This window comes from Dysgonomonas sp. ZJ709 (genome assembly GCF_011039195.1).
In the GTDB taxonomy this organism is placed as follows: Bacteria; Bacteroidota; Bacteroidia; order Bacteroidales; family Dysgonomonadaceae; genus Dysgonomonas.
On record NZ_JAAKEM010000003.1, the window covers coordinates 1 to 21,413 of the forward strand.

The 21,413-nt window shown below is 38.8% G+C and carries 18 protein-coding genes, 2 pseudogenes and 1 riboswitch; of the genes and pseudogenes, 19 read left to right on the forward strand and 1 reads right to left on the reverse strand.

Annotation, left to right across the window (positions count from 1 at the left end; all coding sequences use genetic code 11):
• The first annotated feature begins 216 nt into the window (after positions 1-216).
• The 19 genes and pseudogenes from G7Y56_RS03345 (at position 217) to G7Y56_RS03435 (ending at position 19,530) form a co-directional block, all read left to right on the forward strand.
• Positions 217-1,146: an aldo/keto reductase gene (locus G7Y56_RS03345; RefSeq protein WP_185153978.1), complete on the forward strand. Its 930-nt coding sequence runs from the start codon at positions 217-219 to the stop codon at positions 1,144-1,146.
• A 47-nt stretch (positions 1,147-1,193) separates the two neighbouring features.
• Entirely contained in the window at positions 1,194-1,670 is a 477-nt protein-coding gene (locus G7Y56_RS03350; RefSeq protein ID WP_165041092.1) for a nuclear transport factor 2 family protein, read from the forward strand.
• A gap of 53 nt (positions 1,671-1,723) precedes the next feature.
• A complete protein-coding gene (locus tag G7Y56_RS03355; RefSeq protein WP_165041094.1) occupies positions 1,724-2,374 on the forward strand; it encodes a flavodoxin family protein in 651 nt (216 codons plus the stop codon).
• 18 nt (positions 2,375-2,392) lie between these two features.
• Positions 2,393-3,880: a 4Fe-4S binding protein gene (locus tag G7Y56_RS03360; RefSeq protein WP_165041096.1), complete on the forward strand. Its 1,488-nt coding sequence runs from the start codon at positions 2,393-2,395 to the stop codon at positions 3,878-3,880.
• Positions 3,881-3,892: 12 nt separating this feature from the next.
• A complete protein-coding gene (locus tag G7Y56_RS03365; protein WP_165041098.1) occupies positions 3,893-4,333 on the forward strand; it encodes a DUF1893 domain-containing protein in 441 nt (146 codons plus the stop codon).
• Positions 4,334-4,376: 43 nt separating this feature from the next.
• Positions 4,377-5,777, forward strand: coding sequence for an aldo/keto reductase (locus G7Y56_RS03370; protein ID WP_370457670.1), 1,401 nt, complete (start codon positions 4,377-4,379; stop codon positions 5,775-5,777).
• 41 nt (positions 5,778-5,818) lie between these two features.
• Positions 5,819-7,045 (forward strand): annotated as a pseudogene (locus G7Y56_RS03375) (carboxymuconolactone decarboxylase family protein); the annotation flags it as partial.
• 45 nt (positions 7,046-7,090) lie between these two features.
• Positions 7,091-7,594, forward strand: a complete 504-nt coding sequence (locus tag G7Y56_RS03380; RefSeq protein ID WP_165041104.1) for a cupin domain-containing protein — start codon at positions 7,091-7,093, stop codon at positions 7,592-7,594.
• 632 nt (positions 7,595-8,226) lie between these two features.
• Positions 8,227-9,459: an FISUMP domain-containing protein gene (locus tag G7Y56_RS03385; protein WP_165041106.1), complete on the forward strand. Its 1,233-nt coding sequence runs from the start codon at positions 8,227-8,229 to the stop codon at positions 9,457-9,459.
• A gap of 409 nt (positions 9,460-9,868) precedes the next feature.
• Positions 9,869-11,845: an FISUMP domain-containing protein gene (locus G7Y56_RS03390; protein WP_165041108.1), complete on the forward strand. Its 1,977-nt coding sequence runs from the start codon at positions 9,869-9,871 to the stop codon at positions 11,843-11,845.
• Between the two features lie 258 nt (positions 11,846-12,103).
• Positions 12,104-12,195, forward strand: a riboswitch (TPP riboswitch).
• Positions 12,196-12,245: 50 nt separating this feature from the next.
• Positions 12,246-13,085, forward strand: a complete 840-nt coding sequence (gene thiD, locus G7Y56_RS03395) for a bifunctional hydroxymethylpyrimidine kinase/phosphomethylpyrimidine kinase (protein WP_165041110.1) — start codon at positions 12,246-12,248, stop codon at positions 13,083-13,085.
• Entirely contained in the window at positions 13,075-13,275 is a 201-nt protein-coding gene (gene thiS, locus G7Y56_RS03400; RefSeq protein ID WP_165041112.1) for a sulfur carrier protein ThiS, read from the forward strand. Before thiD ends, thiS begins: the two co-directional genes overlap by 11 nt.
• Positions 13,276-13,277: 2 nt before the next feature.
• On the forward strand, positions 13,278-13,883 hold the full coding sequence (locus tag G7Y56_RS03405; RefSeq protein WP_165041114.1) for a thiamine phosphate synthase: 606 nt from the start codon (positions 13,278-13,280) through the stop codon (positions 13,881-13,883).
• Positions 13,883-14,515 carry a thiamine phosphate synthase gene (locus G7Y56_RS03410; RefSeq protein WP_165041413.1) on the forward strand — a complete coding sequence of 211 codons (633 nt, stop codon included), beginning with the start codon at positions 13,883-13,885 and terminating at the stop codon, positions 14,513-14,515. The genes G7Y56_RS03405 and G7Y56_RS03410 overlap by 1 nt, the downstream gene beginning before the upstream one ends.
• Complete coding sequence (locus tag G7Y56_RS03415) at positions 14,512-15,279, forward strand: thiazole synthase (RefSeq protein WP_165041116.1); 768 nt, start codon at positions 14,512-14,514, stop codon at positions 15,277-15,279. The genes G7Y56_RS03410 and G7Y56_RS03415 overlap by 4 nt, the downstream gene beginning before the upstream one ends.
• A 179-nt stretch (positions 15,280-15,458) precedes the next feature.
• A pseudogene (thiC, locus tag G7Y56_RS03420) lies at positions 15,459-17,071 on the forward strand (phosphomethylpyrimidine synthase ThiC).
• A 2-nt stretch (positions 17,072-17,073) separates the two neighbouring features.
• The gene (gene thiH, locus G7Y56_RS03425; RefSeq protein WP_165041118.1) at positions 17,074-18,189 is read left to right on the forward strand and encodes a 2-iminoacetate synthase ThiH; all 1,116 of its coding nucleotides are present in this window, start codon (positions 17,074-17,076) and stop codon (positions 18,187-18,189) included.
• 31 nt (positions 18,190-18,220) lie between these two features.
• Positions 18,221-18,919, forward strand: a complete 699-nt coding sequence (locus G7Y56_RS03430) for a HesA/MoeB/ThiF family protein (RefSeq protein ID WP_165041120.1) — start codon at positions 18,221-18,223, stop codon at positions 18,917-18,919.
• Between the two features lie 44 nt (positions 18,920-18,963).
• Complete coding sequence (locus tag G7Y56_RS03435) at positions 18,964-19,530, forward strand: nucleosidase (protein WP_165041122.1); 567 nt, start codon at positions 18,964-18,966, stop codon at positions 19,528-19,530.
• 241 nt (positions 19,531-19,771) lie between these two features.
• On the opposite strand, the gene dnaB is transcribed toward G7Y56_RS03435, so the two are convergent.
• On the reverse strand, positions 19,772-21,292 hold the full coding sequence (gene dnaB / locus G7Y56_RS03440) for a replicative DNA helicase (protein WP_165041415.1): 1,521 nt from the start codon (positions 21,290-21,292) through the stop codon (positions 19,772-19,774).
• Between the last annotated feature and the right edge of the window lie 121 nt (positions 21,293-21,413).

A 21,413-nucleotide genomic window follows, 5' to 3' on the forward strand; every position in this document is an offset into this window, starting at 1 on the left:
AGGAATTTATAATGTTAATATTTGTTAGTAAAATGCAGGGCTTTATTAGAAGCTCTAGCGGATTTTACTTAACCGGTGGTATACTTTTCAATTATTTTAGTGGACTACTTTTCAATTATATTATACAGTTTTGGCACAACTAATAAAAATGCTGATTTAGAGCCTTGGTTAAAAGAGATAGGCATAATTAAGTAACAAGTAACTAAAATGAAAAATATGAAAAATTACCTATTTGTGATAGCATTTCTGCTATTTGGAAATATTAGTCTTGCAAATGCACAAGATGTGAAAGCCAATGTGCCTATGCTAAAACTGAATAATGGTATCGAGATGCCTCAATTCGGTCTGGGTACATACACTGCATCCAATGAAGCATGCAAGGATGCTTGCCTTGTTGCATTAAAAAACGGTTATCGCCATATAGATACCGCCCATGCTTACAGAAACGAATCGGGAGTAGGTGCAGCAGTTAAAGAGAGTGGCATCCCTCGTGAAGAAATATGGATTACAAGCAAACTTTGGCCGTCCGAATACGGAGAGGGCATAACTATGGAAGCTATAGATAAGATGCTGGCTCGACTGCAAACAACTTACATCGACCTGCTGTATGTTCATCAACCTGTCGGGGATTTTATAGGTGCTTGGAAAGATATGGAGAAAGCTGTGGCGGCGGGAAAAGTACGTGCATTGGGTATCAGCAATTTTGATGACAATGATGAAGTATTCCATTCCATAGTAGATAATATGAAAATAAAGCCCGCTGTGATGCAGATAGAATGTCATCCTTATGCTCAACGTAATGACGTGCGAGAGAAAGTAAAGCCTTATGGCATAGCCATAGAATGTTGGTATCCGTTAGGACATGGAGATAAAGGTCTGCTCTCTGACCCTATGATTGCTAAGATTGCAGAAGCACACAATAAATCTATTGTGCAAATAATCCTTCGTTGGCATATCCAAGAAGGGTTATCTGTGATTCCCGGAGCAACTAATCTCGATTATATTAAAGAGAATATCAACATCTTCGACTTTGCTTTAAGCGCAGATGAAATGGCGGCAATGCGCTCATTGAACAAAGACAAACGCTTTTTCAACATGACTCTTGAACAAAAACAAGGATTTGTCAATTTTAAGATGAATGATTAATATAAGAATGGTTACTAGTTAGTTTTAATAATAAAGAAAATCATATCATGAAAAAAGTAGTATTAAACAGTAGTAGGAAAGTATCAATTCTGATACTGGGTTTATTAATGATGGGTGTACATTGTTTGTATGCACAAGCAGAAAAGTATGATGAAAGCACAAAACAGGAACTTATCAATCTGTCCAAGCAAAAGTGGCAATGGATGGCAGAACGCAATGTAGATTCTCTGGATGCCTTATTTCACCAAGAGGCAATCTTTGTCCATATGGGCGGAGCCATGAATAAAGAGCAAGAGCTAAAAACCATCAAAAGTGGTGGTATTCACTATAAGTATGCAGAAATAAAAGAAACATCGGTTCGCTTTGTTGGTAACACAGCTATCATCTTAGACAGAATTCGCCTGACAGCCGTAGTCGGTGGCAATGAGGTTGTTAATCCTTTTATGGTTACGGAGGTATATGTGCCAATAGACGGTAAATGGAAATTGGGTTCGCTCTCGTTTACAAGATTACTTGGCGAATAAGCGGCATGAAAATAAATACAACTATTGCATCAATAATAACTATAATAAAAACGATGAAAAATAAATTTTTAATTTCAGCTATTACCCTTATAACCATACTGTTTTCTTCATGTGGAAATCATCAAGCAAAAGAAGAAACAGCAAACACCCAAAATACAGTTATATCAAAAAAAGGACCTAAATCAGTATTGATTATTTCATCAAGTCCTAGACGAGGCGGTAATTCGGAAACTCTTTGTTTACAATTTATGAAAGGTGCTGAAGAATCTAAACACAAGGTAGAGATGCTGAACCTTAATGACTATGACATTAAGTTTTTCGCAAAGACAGAGTACGAAAGAGGAGAGAGCAACGATAATGATGATGCCATTCAAATCATAAAGAAAATGGCAGCCGCAGATGTGATTGTACTTTCTTCTCCTGTTTATTTTTATTCGATGACCGCTCAAATGAAAGCCTTGATCGACCGTGTGTATAACTACGAAAAAGATTTGCAGAATAAAGAGTTCTATTATATCGTCACTTGTACCGATAAGGAAAAAGAAGCGCTCGACGGCACAATTATGGGATTCCGGGGATTCGTCCGTTGCCTTTACAATGGTCAGGAACGAGGTATAGTCTATGGAAACGGAGCACGAGAACGAGGTACTATTGATGAGAAGCCTGCTATGAAAGAGGCTTATGAGATGGGTAAAAATGTCTAGAAAATAAAAGATTTTACTATGTTACGAAAGATCAGGGTTATTCTCGCCAGTTTCTTTTTCATATTAATCACGGTATTATTCCTTGATTTTACAGGAACGGTTCATACATGGTTTGGATGGATGGCTAATATACAATTTGTTCCGGCTTTATTGGCACTCAATGTCGGGGTCGTAGCAATATTGATATTATTAACTTTACTTTTCGGACGTATTTATTGTTCTGTCATATGTCCTCTAGGTATATTTCAGGATGCTATATCATGGATAGCCTCAAAACGAAAGAAAAATCGTTTTTCTTACTCGCCAGCTCTTTCATGGCTAAGATACGGTATACTTATACTCTTTGCAATTACTTTAATATTAGGTATCAGTTCAGTGTTTACGATTCTCGAACCGTATAGCGCTTATGGCCGTATAGCATCGAATCTGTTTGCTCCTATCTACCAATGGGGCAATAACTTATTAGCCTATCTAGCAGAAAGAGCAGATAGCTATACCTTTTATTCCATAGATGTATGGATGAGAAGTGTATTAACACTAACAATATCGATTGCTACCTTTATCATTCTAGCTATCCTTGCCTGGCGTAATGGACGTACATATTGCAATACGATTTGTCCTGTGGGTACGGTGCTAGGCTTTATATCGAGATTCTCTTTTTTCAGACCCGCTTTCATTGAATATAAATGTAACGGATGCGGATTATGTGCCCGAAACTGTAAGGCAGCTTGTATTGATTCAAAGGAGCATACAATCGATTACAGCCGTTGTGTAACTTGTATGAATTGCATAGAAAAATGTAAAAGTGGCGCAATAGTATATGCTCCACGAAAAAGAAGATCAAAGAAAGAAGATACAACACAAATTGCCGAAGGCAATGATTCATCCCGCCGTAATTTCCTTTCAGTTACAACCTTGGTCGCTTTAACATCTGCATTGAAAGTACAGGAGAAAGCAGTTGACGGAGGATTAGCTGTAATTGAGGATAAAAAAATACCGAAGCGTGCTACCCCAATTGTCCCACCCGGTTCTGAAAGCAGTCGTAATATGGAGCGTCATTGTACCGCTTGCGGACTCTGCGTATCTGTTTGTCCGAACCATATCTTACGACCATCAAGTAAACTGGCAACATTCATGCAACCCGAAATGTCTTTTGAGCATGGTTATTGCCGCCCCGAATGTACAAAATGCTCGGAAGTGTGTCCAACTGCTGCCATAAAACCGATTACGACTGACGAAAAATCATCTATTCAAATAGGACACGCCGTATGGATTAAAAAAAACTGCGTGGTTATCCGTGACAAAGTACGATGTACGAATTGTGAGCGTCATTGTCCGACAGGGGCAATACAGCTAATTCCACTCTCAGAAGATTCTGAATCTCTTATAATACCAGCTATAGACACAGAGCGATGTATTGGTTGCGGAGCCTGCGAAAGCCTATGTCCGGCACGTCCATTTAGTGCTATTTATGTAGAGGGGCACGAAAGACATAAAATGATTTAAATAATATTCGATATGAAAGAAATAATAAGAATGCTTCATGAGGAGAATTACTCCTGTGTGATTCTAAACAAAGGAGTAATTCGCACATTTTCACAACGAGGAGTTGCAGATTTATTCTATTTGCTAAAAAATGATCCAGATTTTTTGAAAGGCGCACTAATCGCTGACAAGATAGTAGGAAAGGCAGCCGCATCACTTATGATTTTGGGAGGCATTAAAGAAGTGTATACTGATATAATTAGTTCTTCGGCATTGGCATTATTTCAAGAAACAAATATAGAAATATCCTTTGCCCAAGAAGTCCCATATATCCAAAATCGAGATCAAACAGATTGGTGTCCGATGGAAAAAATTTGTTATGAGAGAAAATCAGTTGAAGCCATTTTGCCTTCGATAGAGGAATTCATTGAAAAAATGAAAAATACTCGATTAAATTTAAACTCAATAGCTTAATATAATAAAACAACTAATAACTCTTTAATTGTTATGAATGGCTATGAATAAAAAAGAAATAGGTCGCAGACATTTTCTCAAAGTGCTCGGTGCTGGTGCAGCAGTATCCACAGCAGCATTTTACGGTTGTGATCCCAAGAATAAATCTTTAGGCGGAGGAACAACGAATATAGGTGATGTGCCGACTGATAAAATGACCTATCGGATCACTCCTACGACAGGTGATAAAGTATCACTTCTCGGCTTTGGTTGCATGCGATGGCCTATGAAAGCCTCCCCAGACGGAAGTGGAGAAGTAATAGATCAGGATGCGGTAAACGATTTGATAGATTATGCCATAGCACATGGAGTAAATTACTTTGACACTGCTCCGCCTTATGTCAGGGGGCTTTCGGAGGCTGCGACAGGCATTGCCCTTAAACGCCACCCACGAGATAAATTCTTTATTGCTACAAAACTTTCTACTCATCGGGAAGATCCGCAATTGAGAACTTTTGAAGGGTCAACAGCCTTATATCGTAAATCGATGGAAAACCTTCAGATAGATTATATCGATTATTATTTGCTACATGCTATTGGTCTAGGAGGAATGAAAGCTGTAATGGAACGCTTTTACGACAATGGAATGTTGGATTTTCTGATAAAGGAGCGGGAAGTAGGGCGAATCCGTAATTTGGGATGGTCATTTCATGGAGATATAGAAACCTTTGATTTTCTGTTATCTCAACAAGATGAAGGTAAAGTAAGCTGGGATTTTGTTCAGATACAGTTGAACTATGTAGATTGGCTGCATGCATCGGGATGGAATACAAATGCTGAATATTTACTTAGCGAATTGGAAAAACGGGATATTCCTGCCGTTGTCATGGAGCCTTTATTGGGGGGACGGCTGGCGAGTATGAATAATTATCTGATGGGACGGCTTAAACAACAGCGTCCTGATGAAAGCATTGCCTCTTGGGCATTCCGCTTCGCAGGCTCCTTTCCTAATGTGCTTACTGTATTGAGTGGTATGACTTATATGGAACATTTGCAAGATAATATCCGAACTTACGCCCCGCTTGATCCTTGCACTAAAGAGGAATTTGAGTTGCTGGAAGACACTGCTCAAATAATATTAAAATACCCGTCAGTCCCATGCACTGCTTGTCTGTATTGCATGCCATGTCCATATGGTATCGATATTCCGGGAGTTTTTGCACACTATAATAAATGTATTAACGAAGGCAATGTTCCAGCCAGCTCGCAGGACAAAAATTATCGCAAAGCACGACGAGCATTTCTAGTGGGGTATGACCGAGATGTTCCACGTTTGCGGCAGGCGAGCCATTGTATCGATTGTAATCAATGTGTTCCGCATTGCCCGCAAAGTATTGAAATTCCTCAGCAAATGCAGCGTATCGACCTATTTGTAGAACAACTCAAGCAAAATCTTGTTTTCTAAGATATAGGCCTGACTAAATAATTATATAAGAATATTGAATTATGAAAAGAGTAATAATAAGTGCACTAATATTGATCCTTGGATTTACTGTTGGTATAAATGCACAGAATAAACAGAACAACATGTTAAGTAAAAAACAAGAAAAGATAATTACCATCTCCGCTTTTACAGCTAGGGGAGAGCTTGATAAATTGCAAATAGAACTGAATGCCGGACTCGATGCCGGACTAACGGTCAACGAAATAAAAGAAGTATTGGTACATCTTTATGCCTATTGTGGATTTCCGAGAAGTCTTCGTGGATTACAAACCTTTATGACAGTTCTAGATCAACGCAAAGCTAAAGGCATAAGCGATAATTGGGGGCGTGAAGCGTCACCGATAAACGATACCCGCGATAAATACGAACGTGGTAAAGATATACTTGCTGAACTATCGGGAGTTACACCATCCGAAGGACGACCAACAACAGGCTATGCAGCATTCAGCCCTGAAATAGAAACCTTCCTTAAAGAACATCTCTTCGCCGATATATTTGAACGCGATGTGCTCACTTATGCTGAGAGAGAAATGGTTACAGTATCCGTACTTATAAGTATCGGAGGTGTAGAGCCGATGCTGAGTTCACACATGAATCTGTCTTTAAATGTAGGAATAACTCCCGAACAATTAAGTCAATTAATAAATGTAATAGAAGTGAATGTAGGTAAAGAGGTAGCAGATGCAGCTAAGCCTGTATTGAATGAAGTATTACAAAGCAAAGGTTTGAAAAGCGACGTAAATACAACTGAAATGATAAATGGCGTAAAAGTAGAAAAAATCTCTTTCCCTAACAGATTTCTAATTAATGTAGCCGGTAACCTATACTTTCCTCCAAATTATGATGCCAGCAAAAAATATGCAGCTATTGTTGTAGGGCATCCTTTCGGTGGCGTTAAAGAACAAACATCAGGTCTGCATGCTCAAAAAATGGCAGAATTGGGCTATATAGCCCTTGCTTTCGATGCTTCTCATTATGGCGAAAGTGGTGGATATCCCCGTTACATAGAATCGCCCGAAACACGAGTTGAAGATTTCAGTGCAGCAGTAGACTTCTTAAGTAACCATCAAAATGTAGATGAAAACCGTATTGGTGTGATCGGTATTTGTGGAGGTGGTGGCTATTCGGTCAGCGCAGCACAAATCGACCACAGAATAAAAGCACTCGCAACAATCAGCATGTATGATATGGGGCGTGCCCGCAGACAGGGATTAGGCGACGGTATCACTACCCAAAATGGATTCATTCTTTAAACAATATCTTAAATAACAATCATGAAAAAAATTAGCATAGCATTAGTAGCTGTTATAGCATTTGGATTCACTGCATGCTGCAATAATCAAAAAAACACAAATGAAATGGAAACAGCAAATAACAAAGAAACAACTCTGATTTTTCCAAAAGGAGATGTAATCAATAATGATTATTTCAGTGGAAAAGCATGGCTGAAAATGTTGGTTACCGATAAAGAAAACTTTGATGCAACTGTCGGAAACGTGATATTCGAGCCCGGAGTCAGAAACAATTGGCATTCGCATCCAGGCGGTCAAATATTACTCTGCACAAGAGGAACAGGCTACTATCAGGAAAAAGGGAAACCGATTCAACTGCTCACTGTAGGCGATGTTGTTGAAATCTTACCCGATATCATCCATTGGCATGGTGCAACACCCGATAGTGAATTTGAGCATATAGCAATCGGCACACAGTCAAGTAAAGGTGCTGTTGTATGGCTAGAACCTGTAACTGATGAAGAATATAATAGTTATAAGAAATAAACAGACAGCCTAAAACATAAGTAAAATTAAATAATAGTGTAAAAACATCAATTTTAGGCTTTGGAGTATATTAAATAAAATCTAAGGAAACCTCTATAAATTAATTATCTATAGAGGTTTTTTACAAAAACACCTCTTATGACAGTAGAATATCAAATTAGGACAACAAATCGAAACCAAATATATCGGTAAAAAATGATAACTATTCGTCAAATAATTCCATGATTCGTCTATGATATTTATACAATAACTTTTAGAAACATTTTCTACCTTAGAAAAAATTGTCCGAATATTAACGAGCTTGTACCTTTAAAACACTCTATTTGATCTTGATCCTGAAAGGAAAATACTCCTTCAATATTTTAGCTTACATAATGAATAATCCAAATTCAAAGTCGGTAAAATGATCAGCCAGATAACTTACTCAAAAGAACATGTTTAGTGGCTAAAAAAATAAGATAAATAAACTTGATAGAAATATATAAAGTAGTACATTTACACCTGATTTTTAATTTATTTCATTGTTCTATTATTCCTTTAACGGATAAAATATAAAGACAAATGAAATCATAAAAATTGAAAAATTACAAAACTAATCAATTTGAACTTACAAATTAAAATGTACATCAACAATGAGAACAATACATTTAAAAAAATTAACATTTCTCATTTCCGGACTACTGGTGTTGCATGCACAGGGTCAAGTAACAATAGGCAGTAACAACGCACCCAACAAAGGGGCTTTGCTAGATCTGAAAGAAACTGTAGATGGAAATTCTAATAAAGGATTAATTTTGCCTCGCGTTGCTCTAAATTCATTAACTACTACGGTTACAGATCTTAAAATCACAATAAATGGATCTGTAGGTAGTATTCCGTGGGACATCAATGAGCATATAGGTTTAATGGTGTATAACACAAATGAAGATCGTTGCGCAGCTACCCCTATCTATAAGGGTTTATATGTTTGGAACGGACAAACCTGGCAATATTTGGGACAAACCAACCAACCTTCTCCCAGTGTTTATAAGGTATCCGACCCACGTGATAGTGAAGTGTATCTGGCACGTAGCTTCGGAGCAGCTGGTGATTGGATGCTTGAAAATATACGTTACGATCCAATTATCCATCCTTATACCGATTTTACTGGTTTCACGCATACCGCAAATTCTGCGGTATCCCCTTATACCAACAAATATTTTGCTTATGCTGAAGGAGATACAAATCCTTATATTCCTGCTAACCATCCATCTTCTGACTGGAGGCTAAAGATAAAAAACGGCTTGTTATACAACTGGGCAGCTGCTACCAACGGAGAAAACCCTTCCGTAGCTAATCAAGGACAAACACCTACAGGTACCGATCCGGTAGCTTCTGTTCAAGGTATTTGTCCTAATGGATGGCATGTGCCAAGTGATAAAGAATGGAATGACTTGGAACGCCACATTTATAATAATGCTCATTTGTACAGCAGCTATAGCGAATCGGAAAAAAATGTATGGGTTCCTTGGGAAACTGTTTGGGAATACGGTACATCATTTCCTGGATATGGATGGCGTCCATCATCGACCGCTACCGATGCCCAAGGAGCGGCTATAAAATCGGTATGTCCACCAAATGGTAGCAGCACGGTCACCAATGGCAAAAGTTTCTCTGCGTTATTAGGTGGATTTAATGCTCTTCTTGCCGGTTATGCTTCCGGTGGCTCCACTGGCAATTACGGTTACGGTTGTTTCTTTTGGTCGTCAAGTAGCAGTAGTAATAGCAACGCATGGTTCCGGAATCTGACAGATAGTAATGCATCGGTGTACCGATTCGAGAATTCTCGCTCCTTTATGTTTTTTGTTCGTTGCAAGAAAAATTAATAATTTAAATATTGGTTTTGATTCTATGAATAACAACCAAAAGTCGATATTAACATAAAAAAGCTTGCATAAACTAAATAAATATTATCTTAGCATCATAATAATTATAAAAATAAGTTTGTTAAGGAACTTAATATATTTATAATACTAAAGAATTAAATGCTCAATTTCGGTCAAAATTAAATGACTTCCCACGTCGTTGTTATTTCTGAATATTTTATAGTTAATCCTATTTTAAAAAAATGGGAAACTAGTTTTTACCAACCCCTTCCAAAGAGAGGTTTAAATAGTTTATACATATCGTGCAAATTTGCGCACAGTCTACCCGATTTTTTTTATATCTGTATAGAAATAACATATACACCTCTATGCCATCCTTATCAACAATTAATTCAAATACTTTATCAAAATGAAAATCAAAAACTTTACGTTGCCCATACTTTGTACAATGCTATTTCTCATTCCTGCCACTTTGGTCGGACAAGTAACGATTGGCTCCGGTACTGCTCCTCGCAAAGGCGCATTGCTAGACCTAAAAGACAGCGACTCCCACACCAATCCACAAGTGACAGCAAATAAAGGTTTTGCAATGCCTCGGGTAAAACTCACTGATATGGATAATCTCTATCCTATGTTTACGGGAGACGAATCAGATTATGCAACTCAAAAAATGAGTCATGTCGGCTTAATCGTTTATAACATATCGGGAGAATCCATACCCAGATGTGCCCCTATACCCGATGGCTTATATTCGTGGGATGGCGAAAAATGGCGAAGTATATGGAGTCCTGATGAACCTGTCTCCATCGACTTGGGCACAAAACGATATTATGACCTACCCAGTGGACGCGATGCTCGCGGAGCTATCAACATGCAAAGTTTTGATATAACATGGTCTCCTACCAGATTGCTGACTTATACTGAAAAAGCAATAACAGGTGCTAGTTTACAAGACGGCGGTGTACTTTTTAGCAATGTAAATAGAACCGCTAGCCCTCTGAAAGCAAGCCCGGCAATCTTTAGCATGATACCTGATGTGATGAATATTAGCAATCCTGATTCGCCCTGGCAATCGAGAGAGACTGCATTGACTTTTACCATAACGGACGAATGTGGCGAAACTGCAACCGAAACCATAACCCTCAACCAAACCAATTATGCCCTCAAAGTCAATAATCAGTTTAGCAGCAATCAAAGTATCTATACCACTGCCGGAAACGTTAAGTTGCCTGTAGAAGGAAATGTGGCATGGACAACCGTTAAAACCGACCCGAGTAATATTCTCTCAAGCACCAGCCCGATAGTTGGCAGTACTCAGGGGAGTGACAGAAAAGACGGCACTACAGCCAATTCCAACTTCCAGTACACCGTTGCGGCAGGAAATAAATACCAAACTGCAGATATCACTTTTAAAGACACACAAACTATCAAACGCTTCGACGATATTACTGTATCGATACTAAACTGCACCACCGAGCCTAATATGGGAGAATGGAAAATCCGCGCCGACCTCGCCGGATTTGCGAAAGATGTCCCACACCCTATCACCAAAATAGCTTGGCACACCGACCAAAATGATAATATTTTCTTCTCGGGGAACTTCGGCTACGAAGATGCACCCACTAACACTAAAGAACGTCGTTGGATGATTACCAACCTTGCCGCCACCAGTTTTGCTGATACAGATCGTACCGGGACCGATGATACCGTACTACAAAATTTGGGCACTAGCCCATCTGCAACCAACAATTCTCTAAATCCACTTTGGTGTTATCCTAACGGAGGCACCGATGGTGCCACAGCCACCACATTCAACAACAATCCTCGCATAGGTCGCTTATACAATTGGGCAGCTGCAACCAACTCTAAAGGAAATACTACTACCGGCGAAGAAGGTATCAATGAGGGTGAAGAACTACATAAAACCACTATTAAGCGCCAAGGCATCTGTCCTAATGGCTGGCATCTCCCGTCCGATGCAGAATATACAGAATTGGAACAGGAAATCAACCTCCATACCAGCCAATATAGCGGAATCGCTGATGCTAACGGAACAATTACCGTAGGTGATAATGAACGTGGCACTACTCACGGTCAGGGCATGAAAGACTCATGCCCTGCTCCTGATGAAACAATCGTCCCCAACGGTTCATCCAACATTATTTCTTCCACGCTTCGCAGTGGCTTCGGAGTATTATTAGTCGGTTATGCCAACGGCTCCAAAGCCAAGGAATACGGAGAAACAGGCATCTTCTGGAGTGCCAGCGGTAGTCCTCTTCCTTCCGGAGCGTGGTCTCGAAAGATACCTAAAAACTTAATGAATGTTACCCGTTATGCGTCAGTTCGGCACAGTTTGTTTTCCGTACGTTGCAAGAAGGATAATTAAATCCGTTTGTTTTGTAGTTGTTGAATCCATGAGAGAACTATGAGGTACGTTTTCATATAATATACATACTAAAATTGTAATCAATTTATAAGATTAAAAATATTAGAACCACAGGAAAATAAGCCCCTGTGGCTCTAATATTTTCACATAAATTATATCATTAGCACCTTAAAGTTGACAAGAATATCCAAATTAAAATAATCGTAAAAAATATATTCAAGTACCTATTTTATTTAAAATTTCCATTACATTTGTCACACAACAATCAAGGGGTGCTTTAAAAAGCTGAGATTATACCCTTAAAACCTGATGCGGGTAATGCCGCCGTAGGAATGACAAAAGAATACTTCTCCTTTAGCTAGGATATCTCTTGATTGGTTTTATTATCTAAATAACCAATATGAATAACAAGAAGAGATATCTGTCAGCATTAACAATTGCAGGTTCTGATAGTGGCGGCGGTGCAGGGATACAAGCCGACCTAAAGACATTCTCAGCAATAGGTGTCTTTGGGATATCAGTCATTACCGCTATTACTGCCCAAAACACACAAGAAGTAAGGGCTATAGAAACTCTCTCCCCTTCAATCATACGTCAACAACTTGAAACCGTACTAGACGACATGCTAATAGATACTGTCAAAACAGGTATGCTTCCTAATTCCGATACAGTAGAAATAGTTGCCTCGATTATAGATAGGTATAATCTTCAAACGGTGATTATGGATCCGGTAATGATTTCTACTACTGGAAGTAAGCTCGTATCTGCATCAACAATTCATTCTTTCAGGGAAGAATTATACAAACGAATAACACTTATCACACCCAATATACCTGAGGCTGAAATACTTTCCGGAATTAAAATTACTCAGGAATCAGATATGCAAAAAGCTGCTGATGTGTTACTTAATCAAGGTTGTAATGCCGTCTTAATAAAAGGAGGACATTTGCCAAAGGCTAATGTTGTCGATATCTTTTTCAGCCAGAATAAAGCTCCAGTTTCCTTCTCTTCCAAAAATATCCGAACAAGTAATTTGCATGGTACAGGCTGTACCCTATCATCTGCTATTGCGGCATACATGGCTTTAGGTATGGATATTGAAATAGCTGTCAGAGCTGCAAAGCAGTACATTACCAATGCCATATATTCCGGAAAAGATATTATCACAGGAAAAGGCTGCGGTCCACTTAATCATTTTTTCAAACCAGAACCATTAAATACTAAACAATATGATTATTAAGTTAAATGGCCAAAATCATGAAATAAAAGAGAGAGCAACTATAGCTTCTTTTATTGAAGATCTTGGGCTAAAATCGCAAGGTATTGCCATTGCTATCGATTATGAAGTTATTCCTAAAAACGAATGGGCAAAAACTATATTATCGGAGAATGATGAATTAATGTTGATACAAGCCGTATCGGGAGGATAACTATGATTAGTTTAGTAGTAATCACTCTTGAAGAGATAATTGAAAATGAAGCCCAAATTCTCAATAAACTTTTCAAAAACGGCGTATTGACATTGCATCTGCGTAAACCTTTATCCTCCGAACAGGAAGTATATCTTTTGCTATCTCAGATAGCTTCGAAATATCACGATAGGATTGTGCTACATGATCATTTCTCATTAGTTAATTATTTCGATCTGAAAGGAGTACATCTGAACAGCAGAAATACAATTCGACCAAATAAAGTATTGCTTTCTGTTAGTCGTTCTTGTCACTCTCTTGATTGTTTAGAAACTTCGGATGATTTTAATTATGTATTCTTGAGTCCTATTTTCGATAGTATATCAAAGTCAGGGTATAGCCGTGCTTTTACGCATGAAGAATTAATAGAAGCTACGAATCTGAATATAATAACAGAGAAGGTTATTGCTCTGGGTGGGATTGATTCAGATACTATTCCAATTGCTGTATCCTATGGGTTTGGCGGAGTAGCCGTTTTAGGCGGACTATGGAAAAACTTCAAAGAGAATAGAGATGAGAATGCTCTGTTAGAACGATTTAATAAACTTAAATCCATATGCAACCAATAATGAAAGGACTCTTATTTATAACACATCGAACACAACAATTCGATTACCTGCAATCGATAGAAATTGCATTAAAAGGGGGATGCCGACAGATACAATTACGAATGAAGGATACTCCCATAGATGATATAATAAGAACAGCTTTAGCTGCAAAAGACTTATGCAACGAATACGATGCACTGCTTTATATCGACGATCATGTGGTAGTCTGCCAAAAGGTGCAAGCTAAAGGTGTGCATCTCGGAAAGTTAGATATGCTCCCCAGTGAAGCACGAAAAATACTGGGGAAAGACTTCATTATTGGAGGCACAGCCAACACGTTCGATGATATAAAACGGCTCTATGACGAGGGTGTGAACTACATCGGCTTGGGTCCTTTCCGCTTTACAACAACAAAGAAAAACCTGAGTCCTATTCTTGGACTGAATGGTTATCAATCAATTATAAGGCAATGCAAAGAAAACAACATAAATCTGCCTATACTCGCTATCGGAGGAATAACAATCAATGACATTCCCGACATTATGCGTGCAGGAGTATCCGGAATCGCACTGTCCTCTACCATTCTATCCGCAGATAATCCGATAGAAGAAACACAGAAAATTATCAACTTAATCAATAAATATCAGCTATGAAAAATTTAGTGATAGCAGGAAAGGAGTTCGAGTCACGACTCTTTTTAGGAACGGGCAAGTTCAGTTCCAATGATGTAATGAGTGAAGCCATTGTTGCCTCACAAACACAAATGGTAACAGTAGCAATGAAACGGCTTGATCTTGAAAATAAGCAAGACAATATGTTGATCCATATCAAAAAGCCGGGAATACAACTCCTGCCAAACACATCGGGTGTACGCAATGCAAAAGAAGTTGTATTTGCTGCACAACTGGCTCGTGAAGCTTTTGAAACAAACTGGCTGAAATTAGAAATTCACCCCGATCCTAAATATCTTCTTCCCGACCCGATAGAGACATTGAAAGCAACGGAAGAACTAGCTAAACTTGGCTTTATCGTATTACCTTATATACAGGCAGACCCTGTACTTTGCAAACTACTTGAAAATGCCGGAGCCGCAACCGTTATGCCCTTGGGTGCTCCCATAGGAACAAATAAAGGATTGCGGACACGGGATCTGCTTGAGATTATTATAGAGCAAAGTAATATCCCTGTAATTATAGATGCAGGAATAGGTGCGCCGTCGCATGCAGCAGAAGCTATGGAGATGGGTGCCGATGCTGTTCTTGTAAATACAGCGATTGCTATTGCAGGTGACCCCGTTGCGATGGCAAAAGCATTTCAGCTCGCTGTTGAAAGCGGACGCATGGCTTTCGAAGCACAATTGGCAAATCAACTAAACTTTGCAGAAGCAAGTAGTCCATTAACCTCATTTTTAATGTAAGGTCGCAGACCTATTTATTGCTTTTCTATCTATAACAGCAATAGGCAGTCATTGATATAAAATATCCCATTAAATATTTACATTTACTTAGAATAATTATGAAAACAAATCATCGTATTACTTACCCCTCATCGAAAAAGATATATGTAAAAGGCGAAATTCACGATATAAACGTGGCTATGCGTTCGGTATCATTGTTGGATACAATTACAGTTGTCGACGGAAAAGAGGTAAAAGAATATAATGCTCCTGTTACCATTTATGACACAAGTGGTCAATACTCCGACCCTAATATTCCCATTGACATAACAAAAGGATTACAACGCATACGTGAGCAATGGATAAATGATAGAAACGATACAGAGCTGTTACCGGCTTTTACATCTCATTATTGTAATGAACGTTTGGTTAATGAAAAATTAGATGCCATCCGTTTTCCTTTGATAAACTATCCTCGCCGTGCACAAACAGGTAAAAGTATCACACAAATGTATTATGCACAGCAGGGAATCATTACCCCAGAAATGGAATATGTAGCTATCCGTGAAAATCAGCAAAATGGTGAACTAGGTATAAAAACACATATTACCCCTGAATTTGTAAGAAGCGAAATAGCAGCAGGCAGAGCCATTATTCCGGCTAATATCAACCATCCCGAAGCCGAACCGATGATTATCGGAACAAATTTCCTAGTTAAAATAAACACGAACATAGGTAATTCAGCCCTTTCGTCAGGCATTGACGAAGAAGTGGAAAAAGCAGTATGGAGTTGCAAATGGGGAGGCGATACCTTAATGGATTTATCGACAGGTGAAAATATCCACGAGACTCGTGAATGGATAGTCCGCAATACTCCTGTTCCTGTAGGAACTGTGCCTTTATATCAGACATTGGAAAAAGTAAATGGCAAGATTGCAGACCTTAACTGGGAGATATATCGTGATACGTTAATTGAACAGTGCGAGCAGGGAGTAGATTATTTCACCATTCATGCGGGATTACTTCGGTCTCATCTGGCACTCGTAAAAAGACGCACTACAGGTATTGTATCACGTGGCGGATCTATTATCGGCAATTGGATGACAATGCATAATAAGGAGAATTTCTTTTACACTCATTTCGATGATATATGTGAAATATTGAAACAATACGATGTAGCTATTTCGCTAGGCGATGGTTTACGCCCCGGTTGTACTGCCGATGCAAACGATGCCGCTCAGTTTGCAGAACTGTCTGTTTTAGGCGAATTAACAAAGAAAGGGTGGCGACACCATGTTCAGGTCCGGGGCATGTAGCAATGCATAAGATTAAAGCAAACATGGATGAACAATTGGCTCATTGCCATGGTGCTCCGTTCTATACATTAGGGCCTTTGACTACTGATATTGCTCCCGGTTACGATCATATCACATCAGCCATTGGCGCAGCGCAAATTGCCTGGTATGGCACGGCTATGATCTGCTATGTTACCCCGAAAGAACATTTAGGATTACCCGACAAAGAAGATGTAAGAGCAGGTGTAATCGCTTACAAAATAGCAGCTCATGCGGCAGACCTAGCGAAAGAGCACCCGGGAGCAGCAATAAGAGATAATGCACTAAGCAAGGCTCGATACGATTTCAGATGCAAAGATCAGTTTAATTTATCATTAGATCCCGAAAAGGCTTTGGAGTATTATAAAATAGGAAGATTGGATAACGAGAGTGATCATTGTACCATGTGTGGCCCTCATTTCTGTGCAATGAAATTGACAAAAGAAATGCACGAATGTGCTAAACTCAACGAATGTTAACGATGGAATTTACAGAATTAATAAATGAGTATGATTGGGATGATATTAAATCCCGAATCTATACCCGTACAGCAAAAGATGTAGAGATTGCTTTGAACAAAAGCCGACTTAACACGGATGATTTTATGGCATTAATCTCTCCCGCTGCTCAATCCTATTTGGAACAGATGGCTGTATTGAGCCGAAAATATACACAGCAGCGCTTTGGTAAAACTATACAGTTTTATGTACCGCTATATCTTACCAATTCGTGTGTTAATCACTGCGTATATTGCGGATTCAATCATAATAATGATATCAAACGTATAATTCTTACCGACGAACAGATTATGCGTGAAGTAGAAGCTATTAAAAAGATTGGCGATTTCCAACATATCTTGTTAGTTACAGGAGAAAACCCACGAGACGCAGGGGTCGATTATCTGGAGAATGCAATCCGCTTGGTAAAACCCTACTTCTCGTCGATATCAATAGAAGTACAACCGCTTAAAGAAACAGAATATAAGACACTTACTGATGCCGGACTTAATGCAGTATATTGTTATCAGGAAACATACTACAAAGCCAGGTATAAGGTCTACCATCCTAAAGGAATGAAATCAAAATTCGATTGGCGTCTTGATGGTTTTGATCGGATGGGGAAGGCAGGAGTACATAAAATTGGATTAGGTGTACTGATAGGCTTGGAAGACTGGCGAACTGATGCTACAATGATGGCTCTACATCTAAGATACTTGCAAAAGACTTATTGGCAGACCAAATATTCGGTTTCATTTCCACGTATGCGCCCACATGAAGGGGAAGAGTTTCAGCCGAATGTAGTTATGTCTGACAAAGAACTGGCTCAGATCATCTTTGCTTACCGCATTTTTGATCATGATATAGAGATAGCCTTATCTACCCGTGAAGATAAATTATTCAGGGATAATATGACTACGCTTGGTATTACGTCGCTAAGCGCAGGTTCAAAAACCGATCCGGGTGGATATGCGGTCTATAAAGACGAATTAGAACAATTTGCTGTAAATGACGACCGTTGTCCTGACGCAGTATTATCGGCAGTTAAGAATCAAGGATATGACGTTGTATGGAAAGATTGGGATTTAAGTCTTCAATAAGATCTCAGACCTTTTTATTTAAAAGAAAAATATGGATAGATATACAAGAAATATATTGATAGAAGGCTTTGGAGAGGACGGTCAACAAAAACTTAAACAATCAAAAGTCTTAGTAGTTGGAGCCGGAGGATTGGGATCACCTGTTTTATTTTATCTGGCTGCCGCAGGTGTGGGCACACTAGGTATCATTGATTATGATGTAGTGGATATTTCAAACCTCCAACGACAAATACTTCATCAGACTACTGATTTAGGAAAAAATAAAATCGAATCGGCTAAGGAAAAACTGACGGCTCTCAATCCCGAAGTTAAGGTCAATACTTATGGTTTCAAATTTACAACAGATAATGCAGCGGAGATCATAAAAGAGTACGACTTTGTTGTTGATTGCTGTGATAATTATACCACTAAATTTTTGATTAACGATGTCTGCGTAAAAGAACAAAAGCCATATTCTCATGGGGCTGTTTTAGCTCTGCGGGGCGAAATAATGACTTATATTCCGGGGTATGCCGATTACAGGTCTGTTTTTGATAATCCGCCTGAAGAAGGAACTGTTCCGACTTCGGCACAGATAGGCATACTTGGTTCTATTGCCGGGGTTATAGGCAGCATACAGGCTACAGAAGCTATAAAGTATCTAACGGGGATTGGAGATTTGATCTTGAACCGCATCCTTATATTTGATGGGAAAACGATGAATTTTCATTCTCTGAAAATTAAGACCTGATCTGATATATAATTATATTATTTTTGTACAAAAAATATAATCTGATGAATAAGATATTAGTTACTTACGCTGTTAAAGAAGAATTTGTCCCTATTACAATCAATGGATGCAAGATAGAATATCTTCATACAGGTATTGGCAAAATACGATCTGCAATGATGCTTACAAAAGCTCTATGCGAAAACCGTCCCGACTTAGTTCTAAATATGGGGACAGCCGGGACACATAATCATAGAATTGGAAACATATTTGTTTGCCGCCGTTTTATCGATCGGGATTATGAAATGGTAAAACTTCCGGGAATTGAGTTCGAAGTTGATTTCACTCCTATACACAAAGAGAAGAAAATATTAGAGGACTGGACTTCAACAAACGGTAGAGTGGGAACATGTAACACAGGCGACAGCTTTGTTACGGAGATTACATCGATGGACGGAGATGTTGTAGATATGGAGGCGTTTGCGCAAGCCATTGTCTGCCGTGAATTTGATATACCTTTTTTAGCTATTAAATATGTTACAGATATTATAGGGGAAAATTCGGTAAAACATTGGGAGGACAAACTGTCCGATGCCCGTAAAGGATTTGAAGATTGGTTTAAAGACAAATAAATTTGAACTTTCATTTTTTGATATCCTAAGAGATTTTTCTTTAAAATAAAGCCTCTTAGGATATTAATTTTGAAGTCGTCTTGACTTTTCAAAAGATTTTCTTTTTGTTTGTTTTTTACTCTCTTTGTCATGCTGAACGATAGTGAAGCATCTCCTAACCCAGATCCTTCGTTCCTCAGGATGACAAAATAATACGAAAAACAAAAAGTCAAGACGACTTCTTTATGTGTAATTTAAAACATCAGAATGGAACAAAATCACTTCCACCCGCCATTGGTTGAAAATCAGTAGGGCTAGGTGCTGCATTTCCATTCATATTGATTTTAGATGTAAATTGACCTCCTCCAATATTATAATCGTCGTCTATATTTTGGAAACGGGCAAACTCACTTTTGAATCGGAGCAATACGTCTGCTGTAGCACCATTACGATGCTTGGCAATAATAATTTCCGCAAGACCTATCAACGAATTACCCTTCTCATCTTCGAGTATTTTATAATATTCGGGACGGTGAATAAAGCAAACCATATCGGCATCCTGCTCGATTGCACCCGATTCACGAAGGTCTGATAATTGTGGTCGTTTACCTTCCGCTCCTGCACGTCCTTCTACTCCACGATTCAACTGCGACAAAGCAATGATAGGAATATTAAGTTCTTTCGCTAATCCTTTTAACGAACGGGAAATCATACTTACCTCTTGCTCACGGCTACCATACTGCATACCACTGGCGTTCATCAATTGGAGATAGTCGATAATAATCATTCTTACTCCATGTTCACGAACCAAGCGACGTGCCTTTGTACGTAATTCGAATACCGATAAACTGGGTGTATCGTCAATATATAGCGGGGCATCGTACAGCTCTTTTATCTTAAAATCGAGTTGTTCCCATTCATAAGGCTCTAGTCTACCGTTCTTTATTTTCTCTCCGGGAATCTCGCAAGTGTTAACAATCAGACGATTTACAAGCTGTACATTCGCCATCTCGAGTGAGAACAAAGCAACAGGGTAATTGTAAGTAACAGCCATATTCTTAGCCATCGAAAGTACGAAAGCTGTTTTCCCCATCGCAGGACGTGCTGCGATAATAACAAGGTCAGAATTCTGCCACCCTGATGTTATTTTATCCAGTGCATCGAATCCGGTTTGTAAACCACTTAATCCATCATCGCGATTGGCGGCAATCTCGAGCAAGTTCAGGGCTTCTTTTATAACAGGATTAATCTGTGTAACATCTTTCTTTACATTACCTTGCGATATTTCGAAAAGCTTACCTTCAGCTTCCTGCATCAAATCGTCTACGTCTGATGTTTCGTCAAAAGCCTTGTTTGTAACTGAAGAAGAAAAAGCTATCAATTCCCGAGCCAGATATTTTTGTGCAATGATACGGGCATGAAATTCGATATGTGCTGCCGAACCTACTTTTTCTGTAAGTTGGGCAACATATACAGGACCACCTACTGTCTCTAATTCTCCGTCTTTTTTAAGTTGCTCTACAACTGTCAACATATCGATAGGAGCCTGACGAACAGCTAAGTCTACAATAGCTCTGTAGACTATCTGATGAATAGGATCGTAAAAACTATCGGGTTTAAGTATATCACTCACAAGCGAATAAGCGTCTTTCTCTAACATCAATGCTCCTAATACAGCTTCTTCCAGCTCTCTGGCTTGAGGTTGTACTCTGCCTATATCAGACATCTGTTGCATTTCTTTCGGTTTTCCTTTCCGCTGATTCTTATAATTATTGTCGACCATGTATATTTTTGATTTTATACTCAAAGATAATAGTTTTTACGCTGAATAAATAGTTAAGTTATAAACAGGCTGTTAATAACTTTTTAAATACAAAAAATGCAGCCTTAATTTAAGGCTGCAT